General features: G+C 68.5%; 24 protein-coding genes. 14 read left to right on the top strand and 10 right to left on the bottom strand.

Translation table 11 applies throughout. The features are described 5' to 3' along the window. Positions 1-264 precede the first annotated feature (264 nt). From ACEN9Q_RS01960 to pcp, 3 genes are read left to right on the top strand one after another with little or no spacing between them, the layout of a single operon-like run. On the top strand, positions 265-966 hold the full coding sequence (locus ACEN9Q_RS01960) for a DUF969 domain-containing protein (RefSeq protein ID WP_495627177.1): 702 nt from the start codon (positions 265-267) through the stop codon (positions 964-966). Then, entirely contained in the window at positions 963-1,919 is a 957-nt protein-coding gene (locus ACEN9Q_RS01965; RefSeq protein ID WP_495627178.1) for a DUF979 domain-containing protein, read from the top strand. The genes ACEN9Q_RS01960 and ACEN9Q_RS01965 overlap by 4 nt, the downstream gene beginning before the upstream one ends. A gap of 7 nt (positions 1,920-1,926) precedes the next feature. Next, complete coding sequence (gene pcp, locus ACEN9Q_RS01970; protein WP_495627179.1) at positions 1,927-2,598, top strand: pyroglutamyl-peptidase I; 672 nt, start codon at positions 1,927-1,929, stop codon at positions 2,596-2,598. Between the two features lie 9 nt (positions 2,599-2,607). Here pcp and ACEN9Q_RS01975 read toward each other — a convergent pair whose 3' ends face one another. Further along, positions 2,608-3,531: a LysR family transcriptional regulator gene (locus ACEN9Q_RS01975; RefSeq protein WP_495627180.1), complete on the bottom strand. Its 924-nt coding sequence runs from the start codon at positions 3,529-3,531 to the stop codon at positions 2,608-2,610. A gap of 77 nt (positions 3,532-3,608) precedes the next feature. Here ACEN9Q_RS01975 and ACEN9Q_RS01980 point away from each other — a divergent pair, with 77 nt between their 5' ends. After that, entirely contained in the window at positions 3,609-4,583 is a 975-nt protein-coding gene (locus tag ACEN9Q_RS01980) for an MBL fold metallo-hydrolase (RefSeq protein ID WP_495627181.1), read from the top strand. Positions 4,584-4,587: 4 nt separating this feature from the next. On the opposite strand, the gene ACEN9Q_RS01985 is transcribed toward ACEN9Q_RS01980, so the two are convergent. The 3 genes from ACEN9Q_RS01985 to ACEN9Q_RS01995 are packed head-to-tail and all read right to left on the bottom strand — an operon-like array spanning position 4,588 to position 7,551. Beyond that, complete coding sequence (locus ACEN9Q_RS01985; RefSeq protein WP_056444827.1) at positions 4,588-5,490, bottom strand: LysR family transcriptional regulator; 903 nt, start codon at positions 5,488-5,490, stop codon at positions 4,588-4,590. A gap of 16 nt (positions 5,491-5,506) precedes the next feature. Then, positions 5,507-6,427, bottom strand: a complete 921-nt coding sequence (locus tag ACEN9Q_RS01990; RefSeq protein WP_495627182.1) for a pseudouridine-5'-phosphate glycosidase — start codon at positions 6,425-6,427, stop codon at positions 5,507-5,509. A 2-nt stretch (positions 6,428-6,429) separates the two neighbouring features. Beyond that, positions 6,430-7,551 carry a carbohydrate kinase gene (locus ACEN9Q_RS01995; RefSeq protein WP_495627183.1) on the bottom strand — a complete coding sequence of 374 codons (1,122 nt, stop codon included), beginning with the start codon at positions 7,549-7,551 and terminating at the stop codon, positions 6,430-6,432. 205 nt (positions 7,552-7,756) lie between these two features. On the opposite strand from ACEN9Q_RS01995, the gene xapA reads away from it, so the two are divergent. The 7 genes from xapA to ACEN9Q_RS02030 all read left to right on the top strand — a co-directional run bounded on the left by xapA (position 7,757) and on the right by ACEN9Q_RS02030 (position 16,108). Beyond that, a complete protein-coding gene (xapA, locus tag ACEN9Q_RS02000) occupies positions 7,757-8,602 on the top strand; it encodes a xanthosine phosphorylase (RefSeq protein WP_056444836.1) in 846 nt (281 codons plus the stop codon). 107 nt (positions 8,603-8,709) lie between these two features. Next, positions 8,710-9,903, top strand: coding sequence for a phosphopentomutase (locus tag ACEN9Q_RS02005; RefSeq protein WP_495627184.1), 1,194 nt, complete (start codon positions 8,710-8,712; stop codon positions 9,901-9,903). Further along, positions 9,900-10,856 carry a deoxyribose-phosphate aldolase gene (gene deoC / locus ACEN9Q_RS02010; protein ID WP_056444841.1) on the top strand — a complete coding sequence of 319 codons (957 nt, stop codon included), beginning with the start codon at positions 9,900-9,902 and terminating at the stop codon, positions 10,854-10,856. Before ACEN9Q_RS02005 ends, deoC begins: the two co-directional genes overlap by 4 nt. Positions 10,857-10,877: 21 nt before the next feature. Next, positions 10,878-13,268: an aldehyde dehydrogenase family protein gene (locus ACEN9Q_RS02015; RefSeq protein WP_495627185.1), complete on the top strand. Its 2,391-nt coding sequence runs from the start codon at positions 10,878-10,880 to the stop codon at positions 13,266-13,268. Between the two features lie 133 nt (positions 13,269-13,401). Next, positions 13,402-14,724 carry a thymidine phosphorylase gene (gene deoA / locus ACEN9Q_RS02020; protein WP_495627186.1) on the top strand — a complete coding sequence of 441 codons (1,323 nt, stop codon included), beginning with the start codon at positions 13,402-13,404 and terminating at the stop codon, positions 14,722-14,724. A 119-nt stretch (positions 14,725-14,843) separates the two neighbouring features. Beyond that, a complete protein-coding gene (locus ACEN9Q_RS02025) occupies positions 14,844-15,248 on the top strand; it encodes a cytidine deaminase (RefSeq protein WP_056444850.1) in 405 nt (134 codons plus the stop codon). A gap of 116 nt (positions 15,249-15,364) precedes the next feature. Further along, entirely contained in the window at positions 15,365-16,108 is a 744-nt protein-coding gene (locus tag ACEN9Q_RS02030; protein ID WP_495627187.1) for a DUF2076 domain-containing protein, read from the top strand. A gap of 786 nt (positions 16,109-16,894) precedes the next feature. Here ACEN9Q_RS02030 and ACEN9Q_RS02035 read toward each other — a convergent pair. The 4 genes from ACEN9Q_RS02035 to ACEN9Q_RS02050 all read right to left on the bottom strand — a co-directional run bounded on the left by ACEN9Q_RS02035 (position 16,895) and on the right by ACEN9Q_RS02050 (position 19,373). Then, positions 16,895-17,329: a VOC family protein gene (locus ACEN9Q_RS02035; RefSeq protein ID WP_495627188.1), complete on the bottom strand. Its 435-nt coding sequence runs from the start codon at positions 17,327-17,329 to the stop codon at positions 16,895-16,897. A 64-nt stretch (positions 17,330-17,393) separates the two neighbouring features. Next, on the bottom strand, positions 17,394-18,206 hold the full coding sequence (locus ACEN9Q_RS02040; protein WP_495627189.1) for a LytR/AlgR family response regulator transcription factor: 813 nt from the start codon (positions 18,204-18,206) through the stop codon (positions 17,394-17,396). Beyond that, the gene (locus ACEN9Q_RS02045) at positions 18,203-19,093 is read right to left on the bottom strand and encodes a sensor histidine kinase (RefSeq protein ID WP_495627190.1); all 891 of its coding nucleotides are present in this window, start codon (positions 19,091-19,093) and stop codon (positions 18,203-18,205) included. Before ACEN9Q_RS02045 ends, ACEN9Q_RS02040 begins: the two co-directional genes overlap by 4 nt. A 13-nt stretch (positions 19,094-19,106) precedes the next feature. After that, positions 19,107-19,373: a hypothetical protein gene (locus ACEN9Q_RS02050; RefSeq protein WP_495627191.1), complete on the bottom strand. Its 267-nt coding sequence runs from the start codon at positions 19,371-19,373 to the stop codon at positions 19,107-19,109. Positions 19,374-19,550: 177 nt separating this feature from the next. Between ACEN9Q_RS02050 and ACEN9Q_RS02055 the strand changes: the two genes are divergently transcribed. Together ACEN9Q_RS02055 and ACEN9Q_RS02060 are read left to right on the top strand one after the other, a co-directional pair. Then, on the top strand, positions 19,551-20,270 hold the full coding sequence (locus ACEN9Q_RS02055; RefSeq protein ID WP_495627192.1) for a helix-turn-helix transcriptional regulator: 720 nt from the start codon (positions 19,551-19,553) through the stop codon (positions 20,268-20,270). A gap of 61 nt (positions 20,271-20,331) precedes the next feature. Next, positions 20,332-20,949: a glutathione S-transferase family protein gene (locus tag ACEN9Q_RS02060; RefSeq protein ID WP_495627193.1), complete on the top strand. Its 618-nt coding sequence runs from the start codon at positions 20,332-20,334 to the stop codon at positions 20,947-20,949. A gap of 5 nt (positions 20,950-20,954) precedes the next feature. Here the strand turns inward: ACEN9Q_RS02060 and ACEN9Q_RS02065 are convergent, their stop codons facing one another. Together ACEN9Q_RS02065 and ACEN9Q_RS02070 are read right to left on the bottom strand one after the other, a co-directional pair. Then, positions 20,955-22,157: an MFS transporter gene (locus ACEN9Q_RS02065; RefSeq protein WP_495627194.1), complete on the bottom strand. Its 1,203-nt coding sequence runs from the start codon at positions 22,155-22,157 to the stop codon at positions 20,955-20,957. Between the two features lies 1 nt (position 22,158). Further along, entirely contained in the window at positions 22,159-23,577 is a 1,419-nt protein-coding gene (locus tag ACEN9Q_RS02070; RefSeq protein WP_495627195.1) for an amidase, read from the bottom strand. 106 nt (positions 23,578-23,683) lie between these two features. On the opposite strand from ACEN9Q_RS02070, the gene gcvA reads away from it, so the two are divergent. Next, positions 23,684-24,565 carry a transcriptional regulator GcvA gene (gcvA, locus tag ACEN9Q_RS02075; RefSeq protein ID WP_495627196.1) on the top strand — a complete coding sequence of 294 codons (882 nt, stop codon included), beginning with the start codon at positions 23,684-23,686 and terminating at the stop codon, positions 24,563-24,565. Positions 24,566-24,570 lie beyond the last annotated feature (5 nt).

Below are 24,570 nucleotides of genomic sequence, written 5' to 3' on the forward strand. Positions count from 1 at the left end.
ATGGTAAGCGACAAAAAGTTGCAAGCTGGCTACAATTACTCGGTCTGGTTTCATTTTTATGAGTGTACAAACTCAACGTCGATCGGAAAGTGACGGACTGCTTGTTGCCGATCTCCGCCGTTCAGTGTACGTCAACTAGCGATCATGGATAGCCGAAGTGAGTCAGCCTAAGGCAGCCGTTGCTCCGGGTGCAAGCAAGGGTTCTGTTCGGCGTTCTTATCCGTGAGTTAAGATTCCGCACGCACCCACAACCGCTGGAGACTCATGCAATCCGCTGTCAACCTGTGGCCGCTGCTCGGCATCGCCGCCGTCGCTGCCGGATTCCTGTTGCGCGCCAATCCGGTGCTCGTCGTGGTCGTGGCTTGCGGGGTGACCGGCTGGGCCGCGCACCTGCCCGTGATGCACCTGCTGGAATCGCTCGGCACCGCGTTCATCAAGACCCGCAACCTGCCGCTGATCCTGCTGCTGCCGCTGGCCGCGATCGGCCTGCTGGAACGGTTCGGCCTCAAGGAGCACGCGCAGGCCAGCATCGCGCGCATCCGTTCGGCCACGACGGGGCGCCTGCTGACGGTGTACCTGCTGGCGCGCGAAATCGCCGCCGCGTTCGGCCTGACGAGCCTGGGCGGCCATCCGAACATGGTGCGCCCCCTCGTCGCGCCGATGGCCGAAGCGGCGGCCGAAGCGCGCCACGGGCACTTGCCGGAACCGCTGCTCCAGCACATCCGCGCGATGAGCGCGGCCACGGACAACGTCGGCCTGTTCTTCGGCGAGGACGTGTTCGTCGCGTTCGGCGCCATCGTGCTGATGCAGACCATCCTCAAGGCCGAGGGCCTCGACGTCGATCCGATCCGGATGGCGCTGTGGGGCATCCCGACCGCGGTGACGGCCTTCGTCATCCACGCCTGGAACCTGCGCCGGCTCGACGCGCGCATCCGCCGCGAGGCGGTGCGCGAGGTTGCCCCGTGATCGTCTCGCTCGACTTTTTCTATGTGCTGGTCGGCCTGCTGTTCGCGGCGACGGCCGTCATGACCGTGCGCGACGCGACCAATCCGCGCCGCTTCACGACGGCGCTGTTCTGGGGCCTGTATGCGCTCGTCTACCTGCTGGGCGAGCGCCTGCCGCCGGCCGCGGCGGGCGTGCTGATGATCGCGATGGCCCTCATCGCCGGCTGCGGCCTCGTGCGCCCCGGCAGGGCAAGCGTCCTGCCGGAAGAGGCCAGGTTATCCAGCGCGGCGCGGCTGGGCAACCGGCTGCTCGTGCCGGCGCTGGCGATTCCCGTCGTGACGATGTTCGGTTCCGTCGTGCTCAAGGACGTCCACGTCGGCCTCGCTGTCCTGCTGGACCCCAAGAACCTGACGCTCGTGAGCATGGGCTGCGGCAGTATCGTCGCGCTGGCGCTCGCGTGCGCGCTCACGCGCGCGACGCCGCTGCAGGGCGTGCGCGAGGCGCGCCGGCTGATCGACGCGATGAGCTGGGCCGTCGTGCTGCCGCACATGCTGGCCGTGCTCGGGCTGCTGTTTGCCGAGGCGGGCGTGGGCAAGGCCGTGGCCCACGTCGTGACGAGTTATCTGCCGCTCGATTCGCGCCTGCTGGCCTGCGCCGCGTTCTGCGTGGGCATGGCATTATTTACCGTCGTGATGGGCAACGGCTTCGCCGCGTTCCCCGTCATCGCGGGCGGCATCGGGATTCCCGTCCTGGTCGGGGTGTACCGTGCGAATCCGGCCGTGATGGCGGCGATCGGCATGTTCAGTGCCTATTGCGGCACGCTGATGACGCCGATGGCGGCGAATTTCAATATCGTGCCGGCGGCGCTGCTCGACCTGCCCGATAAAAATGCCGTGATCAAGGCCCAGTTGCCGACCGCGCTGCCGCTGCTGGGCGCGAATATCGTTTTGCTGTACTTCCTGATGTATCGATGAGGCGACCATGACCGCACCCACCCCCCAAGCTTCCGCCAAGACCGTCCTGCTGACCGGGTTCGAACCCTTCAACGGCGCCACCATCAACCCGTCGTGGGAAGCCGTGCGCGCGCTGGACGGCTGGTCCGGGCCGGGCTTTTCCGTCGTCGCGCGCCAGCTGCCGTGCGTGTTCGGCAGCGCGCGCGACGTCCTGCGCGACGCCGTCGCCGGGGTCAAGCCCGACATCGTGATCGCCGTCGGCCAGGCCGGCGGCCGCTCCGAGATTTCGCTGGAGCGCGTGGCCATCAACGTCGACGACGCATCCATCCGCGACAACGCAGGCAGCCAGCCCGTCGACACGCCCATCGTGGCGGACGGGCCGGCCGCGTATTTCAGCACGCTGCCCGTCAAGGCCATCGTGAAAGCGCTGCGCCTGCGCGGCTTTCCGGCCGGCGTGTCGCAGACGGCCGGCACCTTCGTGTGCAACCACGTGTTCTATGGGCTGATGCACGCCGCGGTGGGACAGCCGCTGAAGGCCGGCTTCGTCCACGTGCCGTTCCTGCCGGAGCAGGCCGCGGACCGGCCGGAGCGGCCGCCGTCGATGGCGCTGCGCGATATCGTCGATGCGCTGCGCATCGCGGTCGAGGTGGCGGTGGTCACGGACGCCGATACGCAAGAGGCGGGCGGCGCGACGCATTGACACCGCGGGTCACGGGACGGCGCGCGCCACGTCCTCGATCACGTCCATCAACCAGTGCAATGCCGCGTCGTCGTCGCGCCGTGCATGCCACCCCATCGAGACGGTGAAGCGTTCCAGCGTGACGGGCACCGCGCTCGACGCCAGCAGGCCCGCCGCGGCCCAGCGGTCGGCCAGCACCTCCGGGACCGTCGCCACGATGGCGCTCGCACCGAGCACGCCGGGCACCGACGAGAAGCGCGGTGTCGTATAGCGCACGTCGCGGCGCAGCCCGAGCCCGGCCAGCACCGCGTCGGTCGGGCCCTCGACGGCGCCCCTGTAGCTCACCAGCAGGTGCGGCACCGCGACGTACTGCGCCAGCGTCACGTCGCCCTTGAACGGCAACTGGCGCGGGTCGTAGACGCAGCGGAATCCCATCTCGCGCAGCGTCCGCTGGTGCTGCCAGCGCGGGCCGGGACGCATGGACGCCACGCCGAGTTCGATCTCGTCCTTGTCCAGCATGTCGCTGATGGCGAACGGATTGCTTTCCTTGAGCACGATGCGCACGCGCGGTGCCAGCCGGCGCACGCGTGCGAGCAGGGCGGGCACCAGCCAGTGCTCGACCCAGTCCGGCATGCCGACGACGAACAGCCGCTCGGCGCTGGCCGGGTCGAAGGCCGGCGGTACGGCGATCGCCTTTTGCAGCATCGTCACGGCCGGCGTGATGGCGGCTTCCAGTTCGAGTGCACGCGGCGTCGGTTCCATGCCGCGCGTGCCGCGCACGAGCAACTCGTCGCCGAACAGCTGGCGCAGGCGCGCCAGCGCGCCGCTGACGGCCGGCTGGCCGAGGAACAGTTTGTGGGCGGCGGCAGACACGCTGCGCTCGCGCATCAGCACGAGGAACGTCACCATGAGATTCAGGTCGACGCCTCTGAAATCATTTTCACTGATTCCCATAATCTTGATAATCGATTTGATTGATGTAGTGCGCTATTGGATCATGGATGCATCGTTCAACGCCAGAGGAGTCCACCATGACCAAGCTTTCGCAAATCCTGCCACCCCTGTTCCTGACCGCCTCGGCGCTGCTGGCAACGCCTGCCTGGCTGCCGGCGGCGCACGCTGCCGCGCCCCAGGTGCGCACCCAGGCGCCGGGTTTTTATCGTGTCCTGCTCGGCGACGTCGAGATCACCGCGCTGTCGGACGGCACCGTGACCATCCCGCTCGACAAGCTGTTGACGGGCACCGGCGCGGCCCACGTGAAAGACGTCCTGGCCAGCCACCATCTCGGCACGCAGGTCGAGACGTCGATCAACGCATTCCTCGTCAACACCGGCGAGCGGCTGGTGCTCATCGACACCGGAGCCGGCACCAGCTTCGGGGCGCACGGCGGCCACCTGGCGGACAGCATCCGCGCCGCCGGCTACCGGCCGGAAGACGTCGACACCGTGCTGCTCACGCACATCCACGGCGATCACTCGAACGGCCTGACGGTCGACGGCAAGGCCGTGCTGCCCAATGCGGAAGTGGTCGTGGCGAAGCACGATGCCGACGCCTGGCTCGATCCGGCCAACCGCACCAGGGTGCGTCCGGAAAGCGTCCACGTCATCGACGAGGCGTTGGCGGCGTTCGCGCCTTACCGGCAAGCGGGCCGGGTCCGGACCTTCGACGGTCCCGGCGAGGTGGTGCCCGGCATCCGGGCGGTGCCGGCACCGGGGCATACGCCGGGCCATACCATGTACGAATTGACGGCCGGCGGCCAGACGATCCGCTTCGTGGGCGACACGCTGCATGCGAAGGACGTGCAGATGGCTGAACCGCAGGTGACGATCCAGTTCGACGAAGACCCGAACGCGGCGCGGCGCCAGCGCGCCGCCGTGTTCGCGGATGCGGCCGCGCGCGGGGTCATCGTGGCCGCGGCCCACGCGCCGTTCCCCGGCCTGGGCTACATCGAGCGCAGCGGCAGCGGCTATGCGTGGGCGCCGCTGAACTACAGTTCCCTGCGCTAGCGCCTTACTCGCCCGCGGGATTCAGGATCTTGAGGAACGCCCGCACCACCGGCGCATCGTCCTGCGTCGGATAGGTGATGTACAGATTGGCCGACGGCGGGTTCGTGCGCACCGGCAGGAAGCGCACGCCCGGCCAGCCGATGCGGCTCGTCGTCGACGGCATCAGCGCCACGCCCAGTCCCGCGCCGACCATCGCCAGCAGGGTCTGCGGCTCGGCGGCCTCCTGGAAGATCGTCGGCTGGAAGCCCGCGTTGACGCAGCACTGGATCAGGTAGCGCGGTTCGGCCGATTGGTCCAGGTGCAGGGTCAGCATGGGTTCGTGCGCGATGTCCATCAACTCGATGGCGTCCTGCTGCGCCAGCGGGTGCTGCGCGTTCATGGCCACGCACACTTCCTCGCGGAAGCACAGTTCCTGGCGCAGGCCGGCGTTCCTCAGCACGTCTTCGTCGATCCTGGGCTCGCGCCAGAAACCGACGTCGATCTGGCGCCCGCGCAGCGCGTCCCACTGGTCGTTCGGCCCCAGTTCGTGGATGGTCCACGTCACGCGCGGGAACTGGCTCTGGAACTGTTCCAGCAGGCCCGGGATCGGCCCCCACATCGCCGAGCCGACGATGCCCACGCGCAGGCGGCCCACCTCGCCGCGGTCGATCTGGCGGATCGTGTCGATGGTCATGCGCATGCGGCCCAGCAGGTCGGCCGCCTCCTGCATCAGCGCCTTGCCGGCGACGGTCAATTCGAAGCTGCGCGTCGTGCGCGCGAACAGGCGCACCCCGAGCTCGCTCTCCAGCTTCATGATCTGCTGCGACAGTGGCGGCTGCGATATGTGCAGGCGTTCGGCGGCGCGGCTGAAGCTTTTTTCTTCGGCCACCGCCAGGAAGTATTTCAGTTGCTTCAGGTCGATCGACATAGGGCCTCGCTCGTCGTCAGGCGCGTGCCGTGGCGTGCAGCGCCACCGCCAGGCGGGCGCCGGCGAGGGCGTTGTTCTTCACCAGCGCGATGTTGGTGGCGAGGCTGCGGCCGCCCGTCAGGTCCTTGATGCGGGCCAGCAGGAACGGCGTCACGGCCTTGCCTTTCACGCCTTGCGCGCTTGCCTCGCCCAGCGCCTGGGCGATGATGCCGTCGATCTCGTCGTTGCGCATTGCGGATTCCGCCGGCACCGGATTGCTGACGACGACGCCGCCCGTGAGCCCCAACTGCCACTTGGTGCGGATGAAGCGGGCCTGCTGCTCCGGCGTGTCGAGCTGGAAGTCGGCGTCGAAACCGGAGTCGCGCGTGAAGAACGCGGGAAAGCCCGGCTGGCCGACGCTGACCACCGGCACGCCGTGCGTCTCCAGGTATTCCAGCGTGAGGCCGATGTCGAGGATGGATTTCACGCCCGCGCACACGACGGCGACGTTGGTGCGCGCCAGTTCCTGCAGGTCGGCGGAGATGTCGAAGCTCGTCTCCGCGCCGCGGTGCACGCCGCCGATGCCGCCCGTGACGAACACCTCGATGCCGGCCAGCGCCGCGCAGATCATCGTGGCGGCGACCGTCGTCGCGCCCAGCTTTTTCTCGGCCAGCACGTAGGCCAGGTCGCGCCGGCTCACCTTCAGCGCGTCCGGCGCATTGCCCAGCCGTTCGAGCTGGCTGTCGGCCAGGCCCACGCAAATTTTGCCGTCGATGAGGGCGATGGTTGCCGGTGTCGCGCCGGCGTCGCGGATCACCTGCTCGACCTCGCGCGCCGTCTGCACGTTCTGCGGATACGGCATGCCGTGCGAGATGATCGTCGATTCGAGCGCGACGACGGGCTTGCCGGCCGCGCGCGCGGCCTGCACTTCGGGGGAAAACTGGAGGAAGGCTTGCATGTTCAGTCCTGTGGAAGCGGATGTTCGGTTGAAACGGCGGCGAGGCTGTCCGGCCCCAGGCCGGGGTGCACGGTCTCGGGCACGCCCAGCGTGAGGGCCGACAGATGCAGCCCGCGCCGGCAGGCCAGCACGAGGTCGTCGGCACCGTCGTCCTGCACGAGCGACCAGCAGACGGCCGCGGCGAACGCGTCGCCGGCGCCGGTCACGTCCACGACGTCGGCAGGGGCGGCGGGCAGGTCGACGATCCGCTCGCCCGCGGTGGCGAGGACGCCGCGCGCGCCGCGCGTGACGACGAGGTCGCGCGCGCCCTGGGCCCGTACCTCGCGCATCGCCTGTGCGATCGCGGCATCGTCCGCGAGCGGACGCCCGACCCGGGCCGCCAGCTCGCCGGCGTTCAGGATCAGGAGGCGCACGCCGGACAGGTCCGCGGGCAGGCGCGCCATCTTCGGTTCGGACACGGCCACCAGCACGAGCGGCGTGGCGTGGCGGCGGGCCTGGACGGCGAGGGCGGCGACGGTGTCCCGCGGCAGGTTCAGGTCGGCCACGACGAGGGCGGCGCCCGCGAGCTGCGCCTGGCGCGCGTCGACGAAGGCGGGAGCCAGGCGGTCGTACAACGCCATGTCGGCCAGCGCGACGACCATCTCGCCGTCGCGGTCCAGCACGGCCGTGTACGTGCCGCTGCAGCAGCCGGACAGGCGCAGGGCGCCGCGCACGTCGATGCCGAGATCCTCGGCGTGGGCGAGCAGGGCAGTGCCGGAAGTGTCGGCGCCGATGGCCGTCAGCAGCGCGACCGTCGTGCCCAGCCGCGCGAGGTTCTCGGCGATGTTGCGCGCCACGCCGCCGAACGATTCGCTCTGGCTGGCCGGGTTCGAGGTGCCCAGCGCGAGGGCGCCGGTCGAGCGCAGCTTGCGGTCGAGGTTCGCCGCGCCCACGCACACGACGGGGCGGTGGTCCGGCAGCACGTAGGCGCGCCCGAGCAGCCTGCGCTCGCGGATCAGGCCCGCGATATAGCCGGCGACGGCCGAGCGCGACAGGCCCAGCTCGTTGGCGAGCTCTTGCTGCGAAATGAACGGGTTCGCGCGGATGGCCTCGTACAGCTGTTGTTTCTTGGACGATTCGGTCACGATGGAAAATGGGTTAAACTTTTGTTTTTAATCTTAAACATATGTTTGGTCGAGGTCAACGTGCATGCGGAAAGTCTAGCGCGAATTTATTCTGCGAAGATATAAATCGAACAGAAAAATGGTATTTGCCAACACAATCGACATTCATGCATAGTTGCCACATTTCGGTGCAGCCGCCGGCCCAATTCTCGATCAGAGCGCGACAATGACTACTCACTCCTTCAGCAACACTCCCTTCGAAGCCGCCGACGTCATCCGCGCCCGCAAGCCGGGCTTCACGCCGCGCGTGGCCCTGATCCTCGGTTCCGGCCTCGGCGTGCTGGCCGAGCAGATGACGGATGCGGTCGCGATCAGCTATGCCGACCTGCCGGGCTTCCCGATCAGCACCGTGCACGGCCACGCGGGCGAGCTGGTACTGGGTACGCTGGCCGGCGTCCCGGTCGCGTGCATGAAGGGCCGCGGCCACTTCTACGAAGGATATGGACCGGGCGTGATGACGTCGGCCGTGCGCACGTTCAAACTGATCGGCTGCGAACTGCTGTTCGTGACGAATGCCGCGGGCTCGCTGCGTGCCGAAGTGGACGCCGGCAGCGTCGTCGTGCTGACCGACCATATCAACCTGCTGCCGGGCAGCCCGATGGCCGGCCCGAACGACGAACGCTTCGGCCCGCGCTTCTTCAGCATGGCCAACGCGTACGACGCCGGCATGCGCGACCTGGTCAAGGCCACGGCGGCCGAGAAGAACATCACGCTGAACGAAGGCGTGTACCTGGCCTGCCCGGGCCCGAACTTCGAGACGGCCGCCGAAATCCGCGCGTTCAAGGCGCTGGGCGCGGACGTCGTCGGCATGTCCGTCGTGCCGGAAGTGATCGCGGCGCGCCACTGCGGCCTGAAGGTCGCGGGCATGTCCGCCATCACCAACCTGGCCGAGGGCCTGACCCCGTTCCCGCTGTCGCACGAGCAGACGCTGAAGTATGCTGCGATTGCGGCCACGGATATGGTCGCGCTGATCCACGGGTTTATCGAACGACTGGGACAAACGGCTCAATAAACACGTCGTCCCCGCGCAGGCGGGGACCCAAGTACCGCATGCGTTCCGATAACGCGTGCAAATTGGACCCCCGCCTGCGCGGGGGCGACGGGACAAGGGATAACTTTATGTCACGCGCATTCATCCTCCTGCTGGACTCCTTCGGCCTCGGTGCCTTGCCCGATGCCGACAAATACGGCGACGCGGGCGCCAACACCCTCGGCCACATCGCGAAGTGGGCGCTCGATGCGGGCAAGCCGATGGCGCTGCCGAACCTCGAAGCGATCGGCCTCGGCGCCGCCGCGCACAAGGCGAGCGGCGCATGGCCGGCCGGCTTCGACAAGCGCGACGGCTTCACCGGCGCGTGGAGCGTCGCGCGCGAGCGCTCGACGGGCAAGGACACGCAGAGCGGCCACTGGGAAATCGCCGGCGTGCCCGTGCTGTTCGACTGGGGCTACTTCCCGAAGACCGTCCCCACGTTCCCGCAAGCGCTGACCGACAAGCTGGCCGGGATGACGAACGTGCCGGGCTGGCTGGGCAACTGCCACGCATCCGGCACGACCATCATCACGGAACTGGGCGACGAACACGTCGCGACGGGCAAGCCGATCATCTATACGTCGGCCGACTCGGTGATGCAGATCGCCGCGCACGAGGAACACTTCGGCCTGGAGCGCTTGTACGCCGTGTGCGAAGCCGCGTACGAACTGGTCAAGCCGTACAATATCGGCCGCGTGATCGCGCGTCCGTTCACGGGCGCCAACGGCAACTACAAGCGCACGAGCAACCGCCACGACTACGCCGTGCCGCCCGTCGCGCCCACGTTGCTCGATCACGTGAAGGATGCCGGCGGCGAGGTGATCGCGCTGGGCAAGATCAGCGACATCTTCGCGGGCCAGGGCGTCACGCAACTGATCAAGGGCGCGGACAACATGGCGTTGTTCGACCGCCTGCTGGAAGTGGTCGATACCGCGCCCGATAAATCGCTCACGTTCGTGAACTTCGTCGACTTCGACATGCACTTCGGCCACCGCCGCGACGTCGCCGGTTATGCGAACGCGCTGCACGAGCTGGATGCTCGCCTGCCGGACTTCGTCGCCAGGCTGAAAGAGGGCGACCTCGTCGTCATCACGGCGGACCACGGCTGCGACCCGACGTGGCCCGGCTCCGACCACACGCGCGAACACATCCCGATGCTGTTCTTCGGCCCGGCCGCGCCCGCGCGCGAGCTGCCCGTGTCCGACACGTTCGCCGACATCGGCGCCACGCTGGCGCACCACCTCGGCGTCCAACCCCTTGCCAACGGAACCGCTTTGCTATGAGCCCGAACCTGGATTTTCAACGTAACACGGCCATCGAGCTGGACCTGGGCTGGATCAACCACCTGAAGGTCAACCGCAACGCCGCCGACCGCCGCGCCGCCAGCCTGGCGAACCGCCGCACGGTCAAGAAGGAGTACCAGGCCGCGTGGCTGATCCGCGCCATCGAGTGCATCGACCTGACCACGCTGTCGGGCGACGACACGCCGGGCCGCGTCGAGCGCCTGTGCCGCAAGGCCATGCGCCCGCTGCGCGCGGACCTGATGCAGGCACTGGGCCTCGACAACCTGACGACAGGCGCCGTGTGCGTGTACCACGAGATGATCCAGCCGGCCGTGCACGTGCTGCAGGGCCGCCTGCCGATCGCCGCGGTGTCGACCGCGTTCCCGGCCGGCCTCTCCAGCCTGGAAACGAAGATCCGCGAGATCGAACTGTCCGTGGCCGCCGGCGCCACCGAGATCGACATCGTGATCACGCGCCAGCACGTCCTGACCGGGAACTGGCAGGCGCTGTACGACGAGATGCTCGCCTACCGCCAGGCGTGCGGCGAGGCGCACGTGAAGGCGATCCTCGCGACGGGCGATCTCGTCACCTTAGAGAACGTAGCAAAAGCATCGTGGGTCTGCATGATGGCAGGCGCCGATTTCATCAAGACATCGACCGGCAAGGAAGGTGTGAATGCGACCATTCCCGTGTCGCTGGTGATGGTACGCGCGATCCGCGAGTACTACGAACGCACCGGCTACAAGGTCGGCTACAAGCCGGCCGGGGGTGTGTCCTCCGCCAAGACGGCACTCCAATACCTGACCGTGATGAAGGAAGAGCTGGGCAACGAATGGCTGCAGCCGCACCTGTTCCGCATCGGCGCATCGAGCCTGCTGACCGACATCGAGCGCCAGCTCGAACATTACGTCACCGGCAGCTACTCGGCGGCCCATCGCCACGCGCAACCTTGAACCGACAACGGATGATTCGCCATGCCCACAATTAAAGAGATTCTTCAGACCATGGATTACGGCCCCGCACCCGAGAGCACCAAGGAAGCGCAAGCGTGGCTGGAGTCGCATGGCCGCCGTTTCGGCCTGTTCGTCGACGGCGCCTGGACGGACGCGAACGAGACCTTCGGCTCGTTCAACCCCGCCGACGGCAGCGAGCTGGCGCAGGTGACGCAGGCCGCACAGGCCGACGTGGACCGCGCCGTCGATGCCGCGCGCCGCGCGCAGCCGGGCTGGGTCGCCATGGGCGGCCACGGCCGCGCGAAGGTGCTGTACGCGCTGGCGCGCCTGCTGCAGAAGCATGCGCGCCTGTTCGCCGTGCTGGAAACCCTGGACAACGGCAAGACCATCCGCGAGACGCGCGACGCCGACCTGCCGCTGGCCGCCCGCCACTTTTATCACCACGCCGGCTGGGCCCAGCTGCAATCGGAAGAATTCGCGGACTACCGCGCCGTCGGCGTCGTGGGCCAGATCGTGCCGTGGAACTTCCCGCTCCTGATGCTGGCATGGAAGATCGCACCCGCGCTCGCCGCCGGCAATACCGTCGTGTTCAAGCCGGCCGAGTTCACGTCCTTGACCGCGCTGCTGTTCGCCGAGATCTGCCAGCAGGCCGGCGTGCCGGCGGGCGTCGTCAACATCGTCACGGGCGATGGCCGCGTGGGCGAGGCGATCGTCAACCATCCGGGCATCGACAAGCTCGCGTTCACCGGTTCGACGGAAGTCGGCCGCATCATCCGCAAGGCCACGGCCGGCACGGGCAAGAAACTGTCGCTGGAACTGGGCGGCAAGTCGCCGTTCATCGTGTTCGACGACGCCGACCTCGATGCGGCCGTCGAAGGCCTCGTCGATTCGATCTGGTTCAACCAGGGCCAGGTCTGCTGCGCCGGTTCGCGCCTGCTCGTGCAGGAAACCGTCTACCCGCGCTTCATCGACAAGGTCAAGGCGCGCATGCGCAACCTGCGCGTCGGCTCGCCGCTGGACAAATCGAACGACATCGGGGCGCTGGTCGACCCGGTGCAGCAGCAGCGCATCCACGGCCTCGTCGAATCCGCGCGCGCCGAAGGCTGCGAGATCTGGCAGCCGGAAGCCGAGACGCCGCAAGCCGGCGCATGGTATCTGCCGACCCTGATCACGGGCGCGTCGACGTCCGCCGTCGTCGCGCAGACGGAGATCTTCGGACCGGTGCTCGTCGCGTCGAGCTTCCGCACGCCGGGCGAGGCCGTGCAGCTCGCGAACAATACCGTGTACGGCCTCGCGGCCTGCGTGTGGAGCGAATCGATCAGCCTCGCGCTCGACGTCGCCCCGCAGATCAAGGCCGGCGTCGTGTGGATCAACACGGCGAACCAGTTCGATGCCGCGTGCGGCTTCGGCGGCTACAAGGAATCGGGCTTCGGCCGCGAGGGCGGCAAAGAGGGCATGTACGAGTACCTGATGCCGCTGGCGGAAGATGCCCGTCCCGCGGCACCGGTCCTCGCCGCTCAGTTGAAGCAAACTGGGAAAGTGAAGCTGGCCGCCGGCGACAGCCCGTTCGCCGTCGACCGCACCGCCAAGCTGTACATCGGCGGCAAGCAGGCGCGCCCGGACGGCGCGTACAGCCGCGCGATCGCGGGCGCGAACGGCGAGTTCCTGGCCGACGTGGGCGAGGGCAACCGCAAGGACATCCGCAACGCCGTGGAAAGCGCGCACAAGGCGGCCGGCTGGTCGAAGGCCACTGCGCACAACCGCGCGCAGGTGCTGTACTACATCGCCGAAAACCTGGCCGTGCGGGCCGACGAATTTGCCGCGCGCATCACCGCGCAGACGGGCGCCAAGGATGCCGCGCGCGAAGTGCAGGCATCGATCGAGCGCCTGTTCTACTGGGCCGCATGGGCCGACAAATACGACGGCCAGGCGCACCAGCCGCCGATGCACGGCATTACCGTCGCGCTGAACGAACCGGTGGGTGTGATCGGCATCGTGTGCCCGAACGAGAACCCGCTGCTGGGTTTCATCTCGCTCGTCGCGCCGGCGCTGGCGCTGGGCAACCGCGTGATCGCGGTGCCGTCGGAAGCGCATCCGCTCTCGAGCACGGACCTGTACCAGGTGCTGGACACGTCCGACCTGCCGGGCGGCGCGCTGAACATCGTCACCGGCAGCCACGACGAACTGGCGCGCACGCTGGCGTCGCACTTCGACGTGGATGCCGTGTGGCGCCACGACGGGTCGGCGGACGGCTGCGCGGAAGTGGAGCGCCTGGCGGCGGAATCGCTGAAGCGCACGTGGACGGGCGGCGCGAAAGGGCGCGACTGGTTCGATGCGAAGCAGGCATGCGGGCGGACGGTGCTGCAGCATGCGAGCCAGGTGAAGAACGTGTGGATTCCGTACGGCGTTTAAAGCCTGGAACCCCAAAATCCCGTCGTTCCCGCGCAGGCGGGAATCCAAGTTTTGCGCGCTGAGCCAGCGTAAATTGGGTTCCCGCCTCCGCGGGAACGACGTTTTGAAGACAGCATTTGAATCGGGATAAACTATGTTCCTCCCCCAGGAAATCGTCCGCAAAAAACGCGACGGCGGCACCTTGACCCCGGAAGAGATCCGCTTCTTCGTGCGCGGCATCCCCGACGGCAGCGTCACCGAAGGCCAGATCGCCGCGCTCGCGATGGCCGTCTACTTCAACGACATGACGATGATTGAACGTGTCGCCTTCACGCTCGCGATGCGCGATTCCGGCCAGGTGATGGAGTGGAAGTCGCTGAACCTGCCCGGCCCCGTCGTCGACAAGCACTCGACGGGCGGCGTCGGCGACGTCGTCTCGCTGATGCTCGGCCCGATGGTCGCCGCGTGCGGCGGCTTCGTGCCGATGATATCCGGCCGCGGCCTCGGCCACACGGGCGGCACGCTCGATAAATTCGATTCGATCCCCGGCTACTGCACCGTGCCGGATCCGGAACTGTTCCGCAAGATCGTCAAGGACGTGGGCGTCGCCATCATCGGCCAGACCGCACAGCTGGCGCCGGCCGACAAGCGTTTCTACAGCATCCGCGACACGACGGCGACCGTGGAATCCGTCGCCATGATCACCGGCTCGATCCTGTCGAAGAAGCTGGCGGCGGGCCTGGATGCTCTCGTCATGGACGTCAAGGCCGGGAGCGGCGCGTTCATGCCGACCTACGAAAAATCCGTCGAGCTGGCAGAATCCATCGTCCACGTCGGCAACGGCGCCGGCACGCGCACGTCCGCGATCCTGACCGGCATGAACGAGTCGCTGTGCCCGGCGGCGGGCAATGCCGTCGAGGTGCGCGTCGCGATCGACTACCTGACCGGCAAATCGCGTCCCGCGCGCCTGCACGAGGTGACGATGGCGCTGTGCGCCGAGATGCTCGTCATTTCCGGGCTCGCGGCCAGCGACACCGAAGCGCGCGCAAAACTGCAGCAGGCGCTCGATTCGGGCGAGGCGGCCGAGCGCTTCGCGCGCATGGTGGCCGCGCTGGGCGGCCCGGCCGACCTGATGGACAATCCGGATGCGCACCTGGCGACAGCACCGATCGTCGTGCCCGTGCCCGCGCTGGAAGGCGGCTACGCGTCCGCGACGGATTGCCGCGGCCTGGGCCTGGCCGTCGTCGGACTGGGCGGCGGCCGCATCCGGCCGCAGGACCCGATCGACTTCGCCGTCGGCCTGACGGACCTCGTCGAGCTGGGCACGTGGATCGACGCCGGCCAGCCGCTCGCGCTCGTGCACGCACGCACGCAGGACGCCGCCGAACGCGCCGTGCGCGAAGTGCAGGCGGCATACCGCATCGCGGCCGAACGGCCGGCGGCGCAGCCGATGATCTACAAGACGATTCGGCCTTAAGACGACAACATCAACCGTCGCTCCCGCGGAGGCGGGAGCCTGATCTTGCTTGCGTTTCGATAGTGCTGGCAGAACTTGGGTCCCCGCCTTCGCGGGGACGACGCTCCGGGGAGCTACCCATGAAATACGAAAAACTGATCGACGAAGCCCGCGCCGCGCGCGAACTGGCCTACACGCCTTACTCGCGCTTCAAGGTGGGCGCCGCGCTCGAAACCAGGGATGGCCGTGTGTTCCGCGGTTGTAACGTCGAGAACGCGTCCTACGGCCTGTGCAACTGCGCGGAGCGCACGGCGTTCTTCTCGGCCATCGCCCACGGCTATGCGCCGGGCGACTTCGCGGCGCTGGCCGTGATCGGCGACACGGACGGCCCCATCGCCCCGTGCGGCGCCTGCCGCCAGGTGATCCTGGAACTGGGCGGCAACGACCTCCCCATCGTGCTCACGAACCTCAAGGGCGACGTGCTGGAAACGACGGCCGCCGCGCAATTGCCGAACGCGTTCGGCGGCTGGGACCTGAAGCAGTGAGCCTGGCGGGCGATTCAGCGCCCGTTAAGCCAACCGGATTCGGATGCTGGCAAACTTGAATTCAGGGACACGCCCACAACATGTGGGCTATCCGGTCATTCAAAGGAGCAGACGTCATGAGCCCGCAAGATTCGCAGATGTTGAACGATTTCCTGAACCAGCTGGTCCAGGCACATGGCATCCAGAAGGACCCTGAAGCGGATGCCCTGATCCAGCGCGCGGTCGCCCAGCAGCCGGACGCCGCCTATCTGCTGGTGCAGCGCGCCTTGCTGCTCGACCAGGCGCTGAAGAATGCCAAACAGCGCGTCGCCGGCCTGGAGAGCCGGCTGGACCAGCAGCATTCCGGCCAGCAAGGTAGCGGCGAATTCCTCGACGCCAATTCCTGGGGCAATAGCGGCAGGACGCAACCGGCCCAGTCCTACCAGCGCGACACCCAGCAGCCTTATCAATCCCAGCCGCAATATCAACCGCAGTATCAGCCGCAATATCAGCCGCAGTACCAGTCGGCGCCGTCGTCCGGCTTCTTGCGGGGCGGTTTCGGCGGCACGCTGGGCTCGATCGCGGCGACGGCGGCGGGCGTGGCGGCCGGCGGCTTCCTGTTCCAGGGCCTGGAAAACATGTTTGGCCACCACGGCGGCGGCAACCGCCTGCTGGACAGCGACGATCCATCCAACAACCTTTTCAACGACCAGTCCGGCAGTTCGCTGGCCGACCAGGCGGGCGTCGGTGATGTCGACCGGGTGCTGGACAATGGCACGTCGTCCGAAGGATTGTTCGACAGCAGCGTCGACAATGGCAGCCTGGACGGTGGACAGGGGTTCTTCGACGGGGATGGATCGGACGAAGGGTTGTTCAGCTGAGCTCGGTTGCCGGCACGGGCACTCACGCCGCGCCCGCGCAAATTACGTCGCACCCGCGCAAAATACGTCGCACCCGCGCAAAATTACGTCGCCCCCGCGCAAAATTACGTCGCCCCCGCGCAGGCGGGGGCCCAAGTTCAGCGTCCCGACTGCTCGAGCAAATTGGGTTCCCGCCTGCGCGGGAACGACGCCCTTGACCGCCGGCACAGGCGCTGACGCCGCGTCCGCGCCAGCTACGTCGCCTCGCCAACCCCGTCGCCCCCGCGCAGGCGGGGGCCCAAGTTCAGCGTCCTGACTGCTCGAGCAAATTGGGTTCCCGCCTGCGCGGGAACGACGCCCTTGACCGCCGGCACAGGCGCTGACGCCGTGTCCGCGCCAGCTACGTCGCCTCGCCAACCCCGTCGCCCCCGCGCAGGCGGGGGCCCAAGTTCAGCGTCTCGACTGCGCAAGCAAATCGGATTCGCGCCTGCGCGGGAACGACGCCCTTGACCGCCGGCACAGGCGCTGACGCCGCGTCCGCGCCAGCTACGTCGCCTCGCCAACCCCGTCGCCCCCGCGCAGGCGGGGGCCCAAGTTCAGCGTCCTGACTGCTCGAGCAAATTGGGTTCCCGCCTGCGCGGGAACGACGCCCTTGACCGCCGGCACAGGCGCTGACGCCGCGTCCGCGCCAGCTACGTCGCCTCGCCAACCCCGTCGCCCCCGCGCAGGCGGGGGCCCAAGTTCAGCGTCTCGACTGCGCAAGCAAATCGGATTCGCGCCTGCGCGGGAACGACGCTGCTGATGGCGTCACGAGCCCGATCTGAACAAATCCTCCGGCTTCCACGGATCATACGTCCCGACGTTCCACACATGGCCCTCGGGATCGCGGCACATGAAGCCGCGGCTGCCGAATTCCGTGTCGGCCGGTTCCTGCAGGATGACGGCGCCGGCATTGCGCGCGCGCTCGCACACGCGGTCGGCGTCGTTCACCTGCAGGTAGACGGTCTGCGTCTGGCGGCCCTTGATCTCGTCCGGCTGCACGAGCACCTTGCCATATTCGCCTTCCTCGCTGACCGAGCCCAGCATGATCATGCCGTCGCCGAGCGTCAGTTGCGCGTGGGCGATGGCGCCGTCGATGCCGGGCACGGCGACCTGGCACGCGAAGCCGAAGACTTCGCACAGCCAGTCGATGGCGGCCGGGGTGTCGCGGTAGCGCAGGCAGGGGATGGCGAGCGAGGGCATGGCGGGCTCCTGTCGGGTCGACGAGCCTCCATGCTAGCAGCAGAAGACGAGAAAATGCGCCGATTCACATCTGCTGGAACAGATAGCTGTGATTGCGGCTGACTTCCAGCTCGCCCGGATAGCCGCGCACCTTCAGCATCTGGCGCCCGCGCAGGTCGCGCTTGACCTCGGCGATGGCGTCCACGCGCACGAGCGTGGAGCGATGGATGCGCCAGAACTCGTCCGGGTCGAGCTCGTCCAGCAATTCCTTCAGTGTCTTGCGAATCAGAAATTCCGCGCCGACCGTCTGCACCCGTGTGTATTTTTCGTCGGACTGGAAGAACAGCACCTCGCGCGTGCTCACCATGCGCAGGCTGGAGCCGACCTGGGCCTGGATCCAGCGCAGGTAGGCCGGCTTGTCCGGCTTGCCCTTGTTTTCCAGCAGCGTGGTCAGCCTGGCCAGTTGCTGGCCGATGTCTTGCGGCGGTGCCGCATCGGCGCCGTTCTCTGCCCTTGCGCGCGCGCGCAGGCGCGCCTGCAGGCGTGCGCACGTGGTCGCGAGCCGCTCGGCGGACACGGGTTTCAGGAGGTAGTCGAGCGCGCCCTGTTCGAACGCGTCCAGCGCGTACTGGTCGTAGGCCGTGGCGAACACGATGTGCGAACGCTCGTACAGCCGGCGCGCCGCCTCGATGCCGGACAGTCCCGGCATGCGGATGTCGAGGAAGGCGATGTCGGGCCGGTGCCGTTCGCCCAGCTCGACGGCTTCCACGCCGTTCGCCGCCTCGGCCACGATCTGCAATCCCGGCCACGCGACCGCGAGGCGCGCGCGCAGCAGGTCGCGCATGGGCGCCTCGTCGTCGGCGACCAGCGCGGTGACGGGGCGTTCTTCAGGCTTCATGCGTCCTCCATCATCTTGTAGGGGAGCCGGATCGTGGCGCAGGCGCCGCCGCCCGGCGGGGTCATGATGTCCAGTGCGGCATCCGCGCCGTACAGCAGTTGCAGGCGCTCGCGGATGTTGGCGAGGCCGACGCCGTCGTCCGCGTGCGGGTCGATGCCGACGCCATCGTCGCACACTTCCACGTGCAGGTCTGCCCCCACGACATGCGCGCGCACGGCGACGGTGCCGCCTTCGATCTTGGGTTCCAGGCCGTGCTTGATGGCGTTCTCGATCAGCGTTTGCAGCATCATCGGCGGGAACGGCGCGCTGCCGAGGAAGTCGGGCACGTCGAAGCGCACCTGCAGGCGCTCTTTCATCCGCGCCTGCATGATGGCCAGATAGGCCCGCGATAGCTCGACCTGCTTGCCGAGCGTGGCGCCGCCGCGCTGGCGCATCTGCGGCAAGGTCGAGCGCAGGTAGTCGATCAGGTGGGCGTGCACGCGCGCCGCTTCCTGTGGGTCGGTCTCGATCAGCTGGCCGATCAGGGCCAGCGTGTTGAACAGGAAGTGCGGCTCGACCTGCGCCTGCAGCGCGGCCATCTGCGCTTCCATCAGGCGGCGTTCCAGCGTCGCCACGTTGGCCTGCGCCGTCGCCTCGCGCGCCGTCAGTTCGGCCTTGCGCTTGCCGCCCGCCAGCACCTTGACGGCGAACGAGATGAAGATGTACCAGACCCCCGGCTCGGGCGTGTTCAGCATCCCGAAGAAGATCAGCACGAAGAACCACGTGAGGAACAGCTGGCGCCACTCGACGACGGCGAGCCAGTCGAAAAAGCGCCACCACAGCTTGCTGGCTTCGTTGAAGGCGTCGCGCACGAAGTCGAGTACGCGGTTGATGTCGCTGGCGCGCATGCCGTTCCCCTGCTTATTGCTTGCCGTAGGGTTCGCGGTGCGTGCGGCGGTGGTCGACGGCGAACGCCCCGATGACGACCTTGAGGCCCATGAACAGGACGAACAGGAACAGGGCCAGCGGCAGGAGGCTGATCACGAAGGCGAGGGCGATGCAGCAGGCCAGCATCGCCGGCCACGGCATGGCGGCGATGGTGCGGGCGCCGCGGCGGCACGCGCGGACGATGTCGTGGGCGATGTCTTCCATCGTGGCGGCGAATTCGCGGAAAGCGGTCTTGTTCATGATGACTCCTGTGACGTGACGTGTTGCGATGGAGTCACTCTACATCCGTGGCGACCGGGTGACCACAGTGTGTCGACGAACTGCCGAAAATGCAGGATGACTGGTCGTGCGGCCGGATGGGCGGGGCGTCTGGACCGGGCGGCGCCGGCGTACTATGATGCCGTTCATGAAATATCGATGCCCCCGCCGGGCGCGCCGCACGCCATGAGCCGCACCGGCCGCCTGTTCCAACTGATGGATGCCCTGCGCGGCCACCGCCGCCCGGTGACGGCCAGCGCCCTGGCCGACCGCCTCGGCGTGTCCGAGCGCACCATCTACCGCGACATCCAGACCCTCGCGCAGCTGGGCGCGCCCGTCGACGGCTCGGCGGGCGTCGGCTACCTGCTGCGCACCGGGTTCTTCCTGCCGCCGCTGATGTTCGACGCCGACGAACTGGAAGCCCTCGTGCTGGGCGCGCGCTGGGTGCGCCAGCAGGGCGACCCGGCGCTGTCCGCCGCGGCCGACCGCACGCTGGCCAAGATCGCCACCGCCACGCCGCGCGACCTGCGCGACCACATGGCCGAGACGAGCCTGTGGGTGCCGGCGTTTCCGGCCGCGGTGCCGGTCGAGGCGTTCATCCAGCCCACGCGCGAGGCGATCCGGCGCCAGTGCAAGCTGCGCATCGCCTACCGCGACGAGCGCGATACGGCGACGGAGCGCATCGTGTGGCCGTTCGCGCTCGCCTTTTTCGAGGGCAAGCGGGTCATGGCCGCGTGGTGCGAACTGCGCGCCGCGATCCGCCACTTCCGCGTCGACCGCATCGTACGGGTGGAGGCGAGCACGGAACGCTATCCGTCGCCGCGCCATCAGCTGCTGCGGCGCTGGCGGCAGGAGTACGACATTCCCGAGTACTCCTGACAGAATCTGTCAGGGCAGGGTCTTAACATCGTTGCATCCACTCACGCACAGGAGACGACCCATGCAGCTCTACTACAATCACTATTCGTCCAATACCCGCCGTGTGCTGCTGGCGGCCGACCATCTCGGCGTCGCGTTCGATCTCGTCGAGATCAACCTGGCCAGCCAGGACGACCGCCGCCGCCTCGGCGAAGTCAATCCCAACAGCAAGCTTCCGGTGCTGATCGACGGCGACTTCATCCTGTGGGAATCGTGCGCGATCATGCAATACCTGGCCGACGGCACGCCGGGCCAGACCGTGTGGCCGCAGGCGCGCCGGGCGCGGGCCGACGTGACCCGCTGGATGTTCTGGGCGTGCCAGCATTTCGCCCCGGCCATCGGCGTGCTCACGTGGGAACACATCTGGAAGAAATTCGTCACGGGCCTCGATGCCGACGCAAACGAGGTGGCGCGCGGCGAATCCGACCTGGCCGACACGGCCCGCGTGCTCGACGGGCACCTGGCCACGCGCCACTGGCTCGTCGGCGACGCCGTGACGCTGGCCGACTTCGCCGTCGTGGCGCCGCTCATGTACAAGGACAAGGCGCGCCTGCCGCTGGACGACTATCCGCACCTGCTGGCCTGGTTCGGGCGCGTGCAGGCGCTGCCGGCGTGGCGCAACACCGAGCACGCCTGGTAATCGCGTCAGGCGGGCCTGGCCTGCCGCCCCGCCACCGCGGCGATCCCCGCCGCGACGACGTTGAAGGCCGCGCTGGCCAGGATCGGCAAGGTATAGCTGCGGCTCGCGTCGAACAGGTAGCCGGCCGCGGTGGGGCCGACGAGCGTACCCACCGCGACGCTCGTGTACAGCACGCCGATGATGCTGCCGACCTGGCGGCTGCCGAACAAGTCCGTCACCACGGGCGGCATGATGGCGACCCAGCCGCCGTAGAACAGGCCGAACAGCAGCGCGAACCCGGCCAGCGTCGCGAAACCTGTCGCGGCGGCCCATATTGCCAACGCCGCGGCCATGCCGCCGAACATCGCCAGCAGGAAGGCCTGGCGCCCGATCCGGTCCGCGAGCCCGCCGAGGAAGAAGCGGCCCACCGTGCTGCCGACGCCGATCGCCCCCAGCAGGTACGCGGCGTCCTTGCGGCCGATCCCGTGGTCCAGCGCATACGGCACCAGGTGGACGAACGGCACGAACACGCCGAACGAGCAGACCAGGCAGGCCGCATACAGCAAGGCGAACTGCCGCGACCTGACCGCGTCGCGCAGCGGCATGCCGCCACCGCCGCCGGCGGCCGCGGATGCGCCGTCCGGTAAGGCGCCCTTGTCCGCGGGATCGTTTGCGATGAACCAGGCCATGCCGACGCCGACGATCGCCGCGCCGCACCCGAGCGCCACGTAGGCGGTCCGCCATCCCAGCGCGTCGATCAGCGCCGTCGCGAGCGGCGGCATGACCAGCGTGCCGACGCCGATGCCGCTGACCGCCAGGCCCGACGCGAAGCCGCGGCGCTTGACGAACCAGCGCTGCACCGCGCCGAGCGCGGGAACGTAGGCGCAGCCGATGCCCAGGCCGACGCCGAGGCCGTAGGCGGCGTACACGGTCGTGAGGCTGTGCGCCACGCCGGCCAGCGCCAGGCCGGCGCCCACCAGCAGCATGCCGAGCATGGCCAGGCGTTGCGCGCCCCAGCGGTCCGCGAGCGGGCCGCTGACGACGCCGAGCGAAAAGTACAGGAATCCCGCCAGCGAAAACACGATCGAGACGGACCCGCGCGACGCCTCGAAATCGTGCTGCAGGGCGGGCACGAATGCGCTGAACGTGTACGCGCAGCCGAAACCGACGAAACACACCGCGAACGCCGCCGCGACGACGACCCAGCCGTAGAAGATGCGCGGCCCCATGCTACATCTCCGGATGGCGCCGATGCCACGACGTCCGCGCCTGGAACGCGGCGCCGGCCCGCACGAGCGCATCCTCGCGCCAGCGGGGCGCCGCCAGCTGAATACCGACCGGCATGCCGTGCGCAGTGAAGCCGCCCGGCAGGGTGAGCGTCGGATGGCCGGACATGTTGAACGGGCAGGTGTAGCGCTGCAGTCTGGCGATGAGGTCCGGCTGCGCGCCCAGCGTCCGGATCTGCGCGAGCGTGAGCGGCGCGAACGGCTGCACCGGCGTGAGCAGGACGTCGACCGTTGCCATCACGCGATCGACGCGGCCGCGGAACGCCGCGCGCCGCAGCAGGATGGCCTGGTAATCGGTGCCCGACAGCGCCAGGCCCGCATCGATGACCGCCGCGAGGACGGCGCCGTAATCGTCCTGCATGGCGCGATAGCGGGCCTGGTGCGCCACGGCCGCCTCCACGGCGCAGGTCGGCACCCAGTCGGCGATGGCCTGTGCCACGGCGGGGAAGCGGACGTCGACGATCTCCGCATCCAGCGCCGCGAATGTCGCGAGGGCGTCGGCGAGGACCTGGCGCGTGCCGTCGTCCACGTCATCGCGATTCCACGCCGCGTCGACGCCGATGCGAAAGCCTGCAAGACCGGCACCGGCACCGGCGCCGGCTGCGGCGGCGAAGTCCGGGACCGGGGCCAGCGATGCGGTCGGGTCGTCCGGATCGGCGCCCGCGATGGCGCCGAGCAGGATGCCCGCATCGACGGCGCTGCGCGCCATGGTCCCGACGTGGTCCAGCGACGCCGCCAGCTCGGCCGCGCCGTGGCGGCTCACGCGTCCCCACGTCGGCTTCAGGCCGGTCAGGCCGTTGGCGGCGGATGGCCAGCGGATCGAGCCGCCGGTGTCGGAAGCCAGCGAACCATACGCCATGCCCGCCGCGACGGCAACGCCGGAACCGCTCGACGAGATGCCCGGCCAATGGTCCGCCCGCCACGGATTGCGCGGCGGGATGACGCGCGGGTGGTGGTCGGAGTACGCGCCTTCGGTGAGCTCGGGTTTGCCGATGAGGACCGCACCGGCCTCTTTCAGGCGCCGCACGACCGTCGCATCGCGGCCGGCCGCGGGCTGGCTGCGCAGCCGCATGCCGGCCCGCGTCGGCCAGCCTTCGATGTCGAACAGGTCCTTCACCGCGACCGGCACGCCGTGCAGGGGGCCGCGCCATCCGCCTGCCGCGATCTGCCTGTCGGCCGCCGCGGCCTGTGCGAGCGCGGCGTCGGCCATCACCTGGGCGTACGCATGCAGGTCGCCGTCCAGCGCCGCGATCCGATCGAGCAGCGCCCGCGTCACGTCCCGGGACGATACGCTGCCGGTCCGGATCATGCCCGCGAGCTCGCCGATGTCGAGGTAGTGCAGGGGGCGTGCGGGTTCGGTCATGTGTTCTCCTGTAGGATGATGATATAGTTTTACTTCACCCACTCTATCCGCCGCCCGCACTACGAACAACCGAGTTTTCCTGCCCGATTTAATTTAGAATTTCTAAATGATGCGTGACCCTGTCCCTCCCTTGAAGTCGCTGCGCGCATTCGAAGCCGCGGCGCGCCACCTGTCCGTGAAAGCCGCGGCGGAGGAGTTGTGCGTGACCCCGGGCGCGGTGAGCCAGCTGGTCCGCCAGCTGGAGGCGCACCTGGGCGTGCAACTGTTCGATCGGGTCAACCGGGGGATCTTGCTGACCCAGGCGGGCCGCGACTACCTGCCGCCCGTCCGCAACGCCTTCCGCCAGATTGCGCAGGCCACGCAGCGCCTGGTCGAATCCGTGGATGCCGGCACGCTGACGCTGAGCGTCACGCCGTTCTTCGCGTCCGCGTGGCTGATGCCGCGCCTGCAGCGGTTCCGCGACCTGCATCCGGGCATCGACCTGCACATCGTCACCAGCACCGCGCTCGCCGATTTTTCACGCGACGGCGTGGACGCCGCCGTCAGGCACGGCGCCGGACGCTATCCGGGCTTGCGGAGTTATCGCGTCGCATCCGTCGAGATCGTGCCGGTGGCCGCGCCGTCCCTCGTCGCACGCCACGGCTTGCCCGCGGCACCCGCGGCGCTGACGCGCTGGCCGCATGTCCATGACGCCGAACGCAAGGGGTGGAGCCTGTGGTTCCAGGCGAACGGCGTGGACGACGTCGGACTGCCGCGCGGCCCGTCGTTCGACGATTCCAGCCTGCTGCTCGGCGCCGTGCTGGCCGGGCAGGGTGCCGGCCTGCTGCCGGCCGCCATGGTGGCGCACGAGGTGGGCGCAGGGCGCCTGGTCAGGCTGGCGCAACCGGCGCACATGGAGACGTTCGCTTACTACCTGGTCTATCCGGAGGCGCGCCAGGACAACCCGAAGGTGGCCGCCCTGCGCGACTGGATTCTGTCGGTGGAATAGGGGGA

The organism is Massilia sp. Masssp93, from assembly GCF_059491295.1.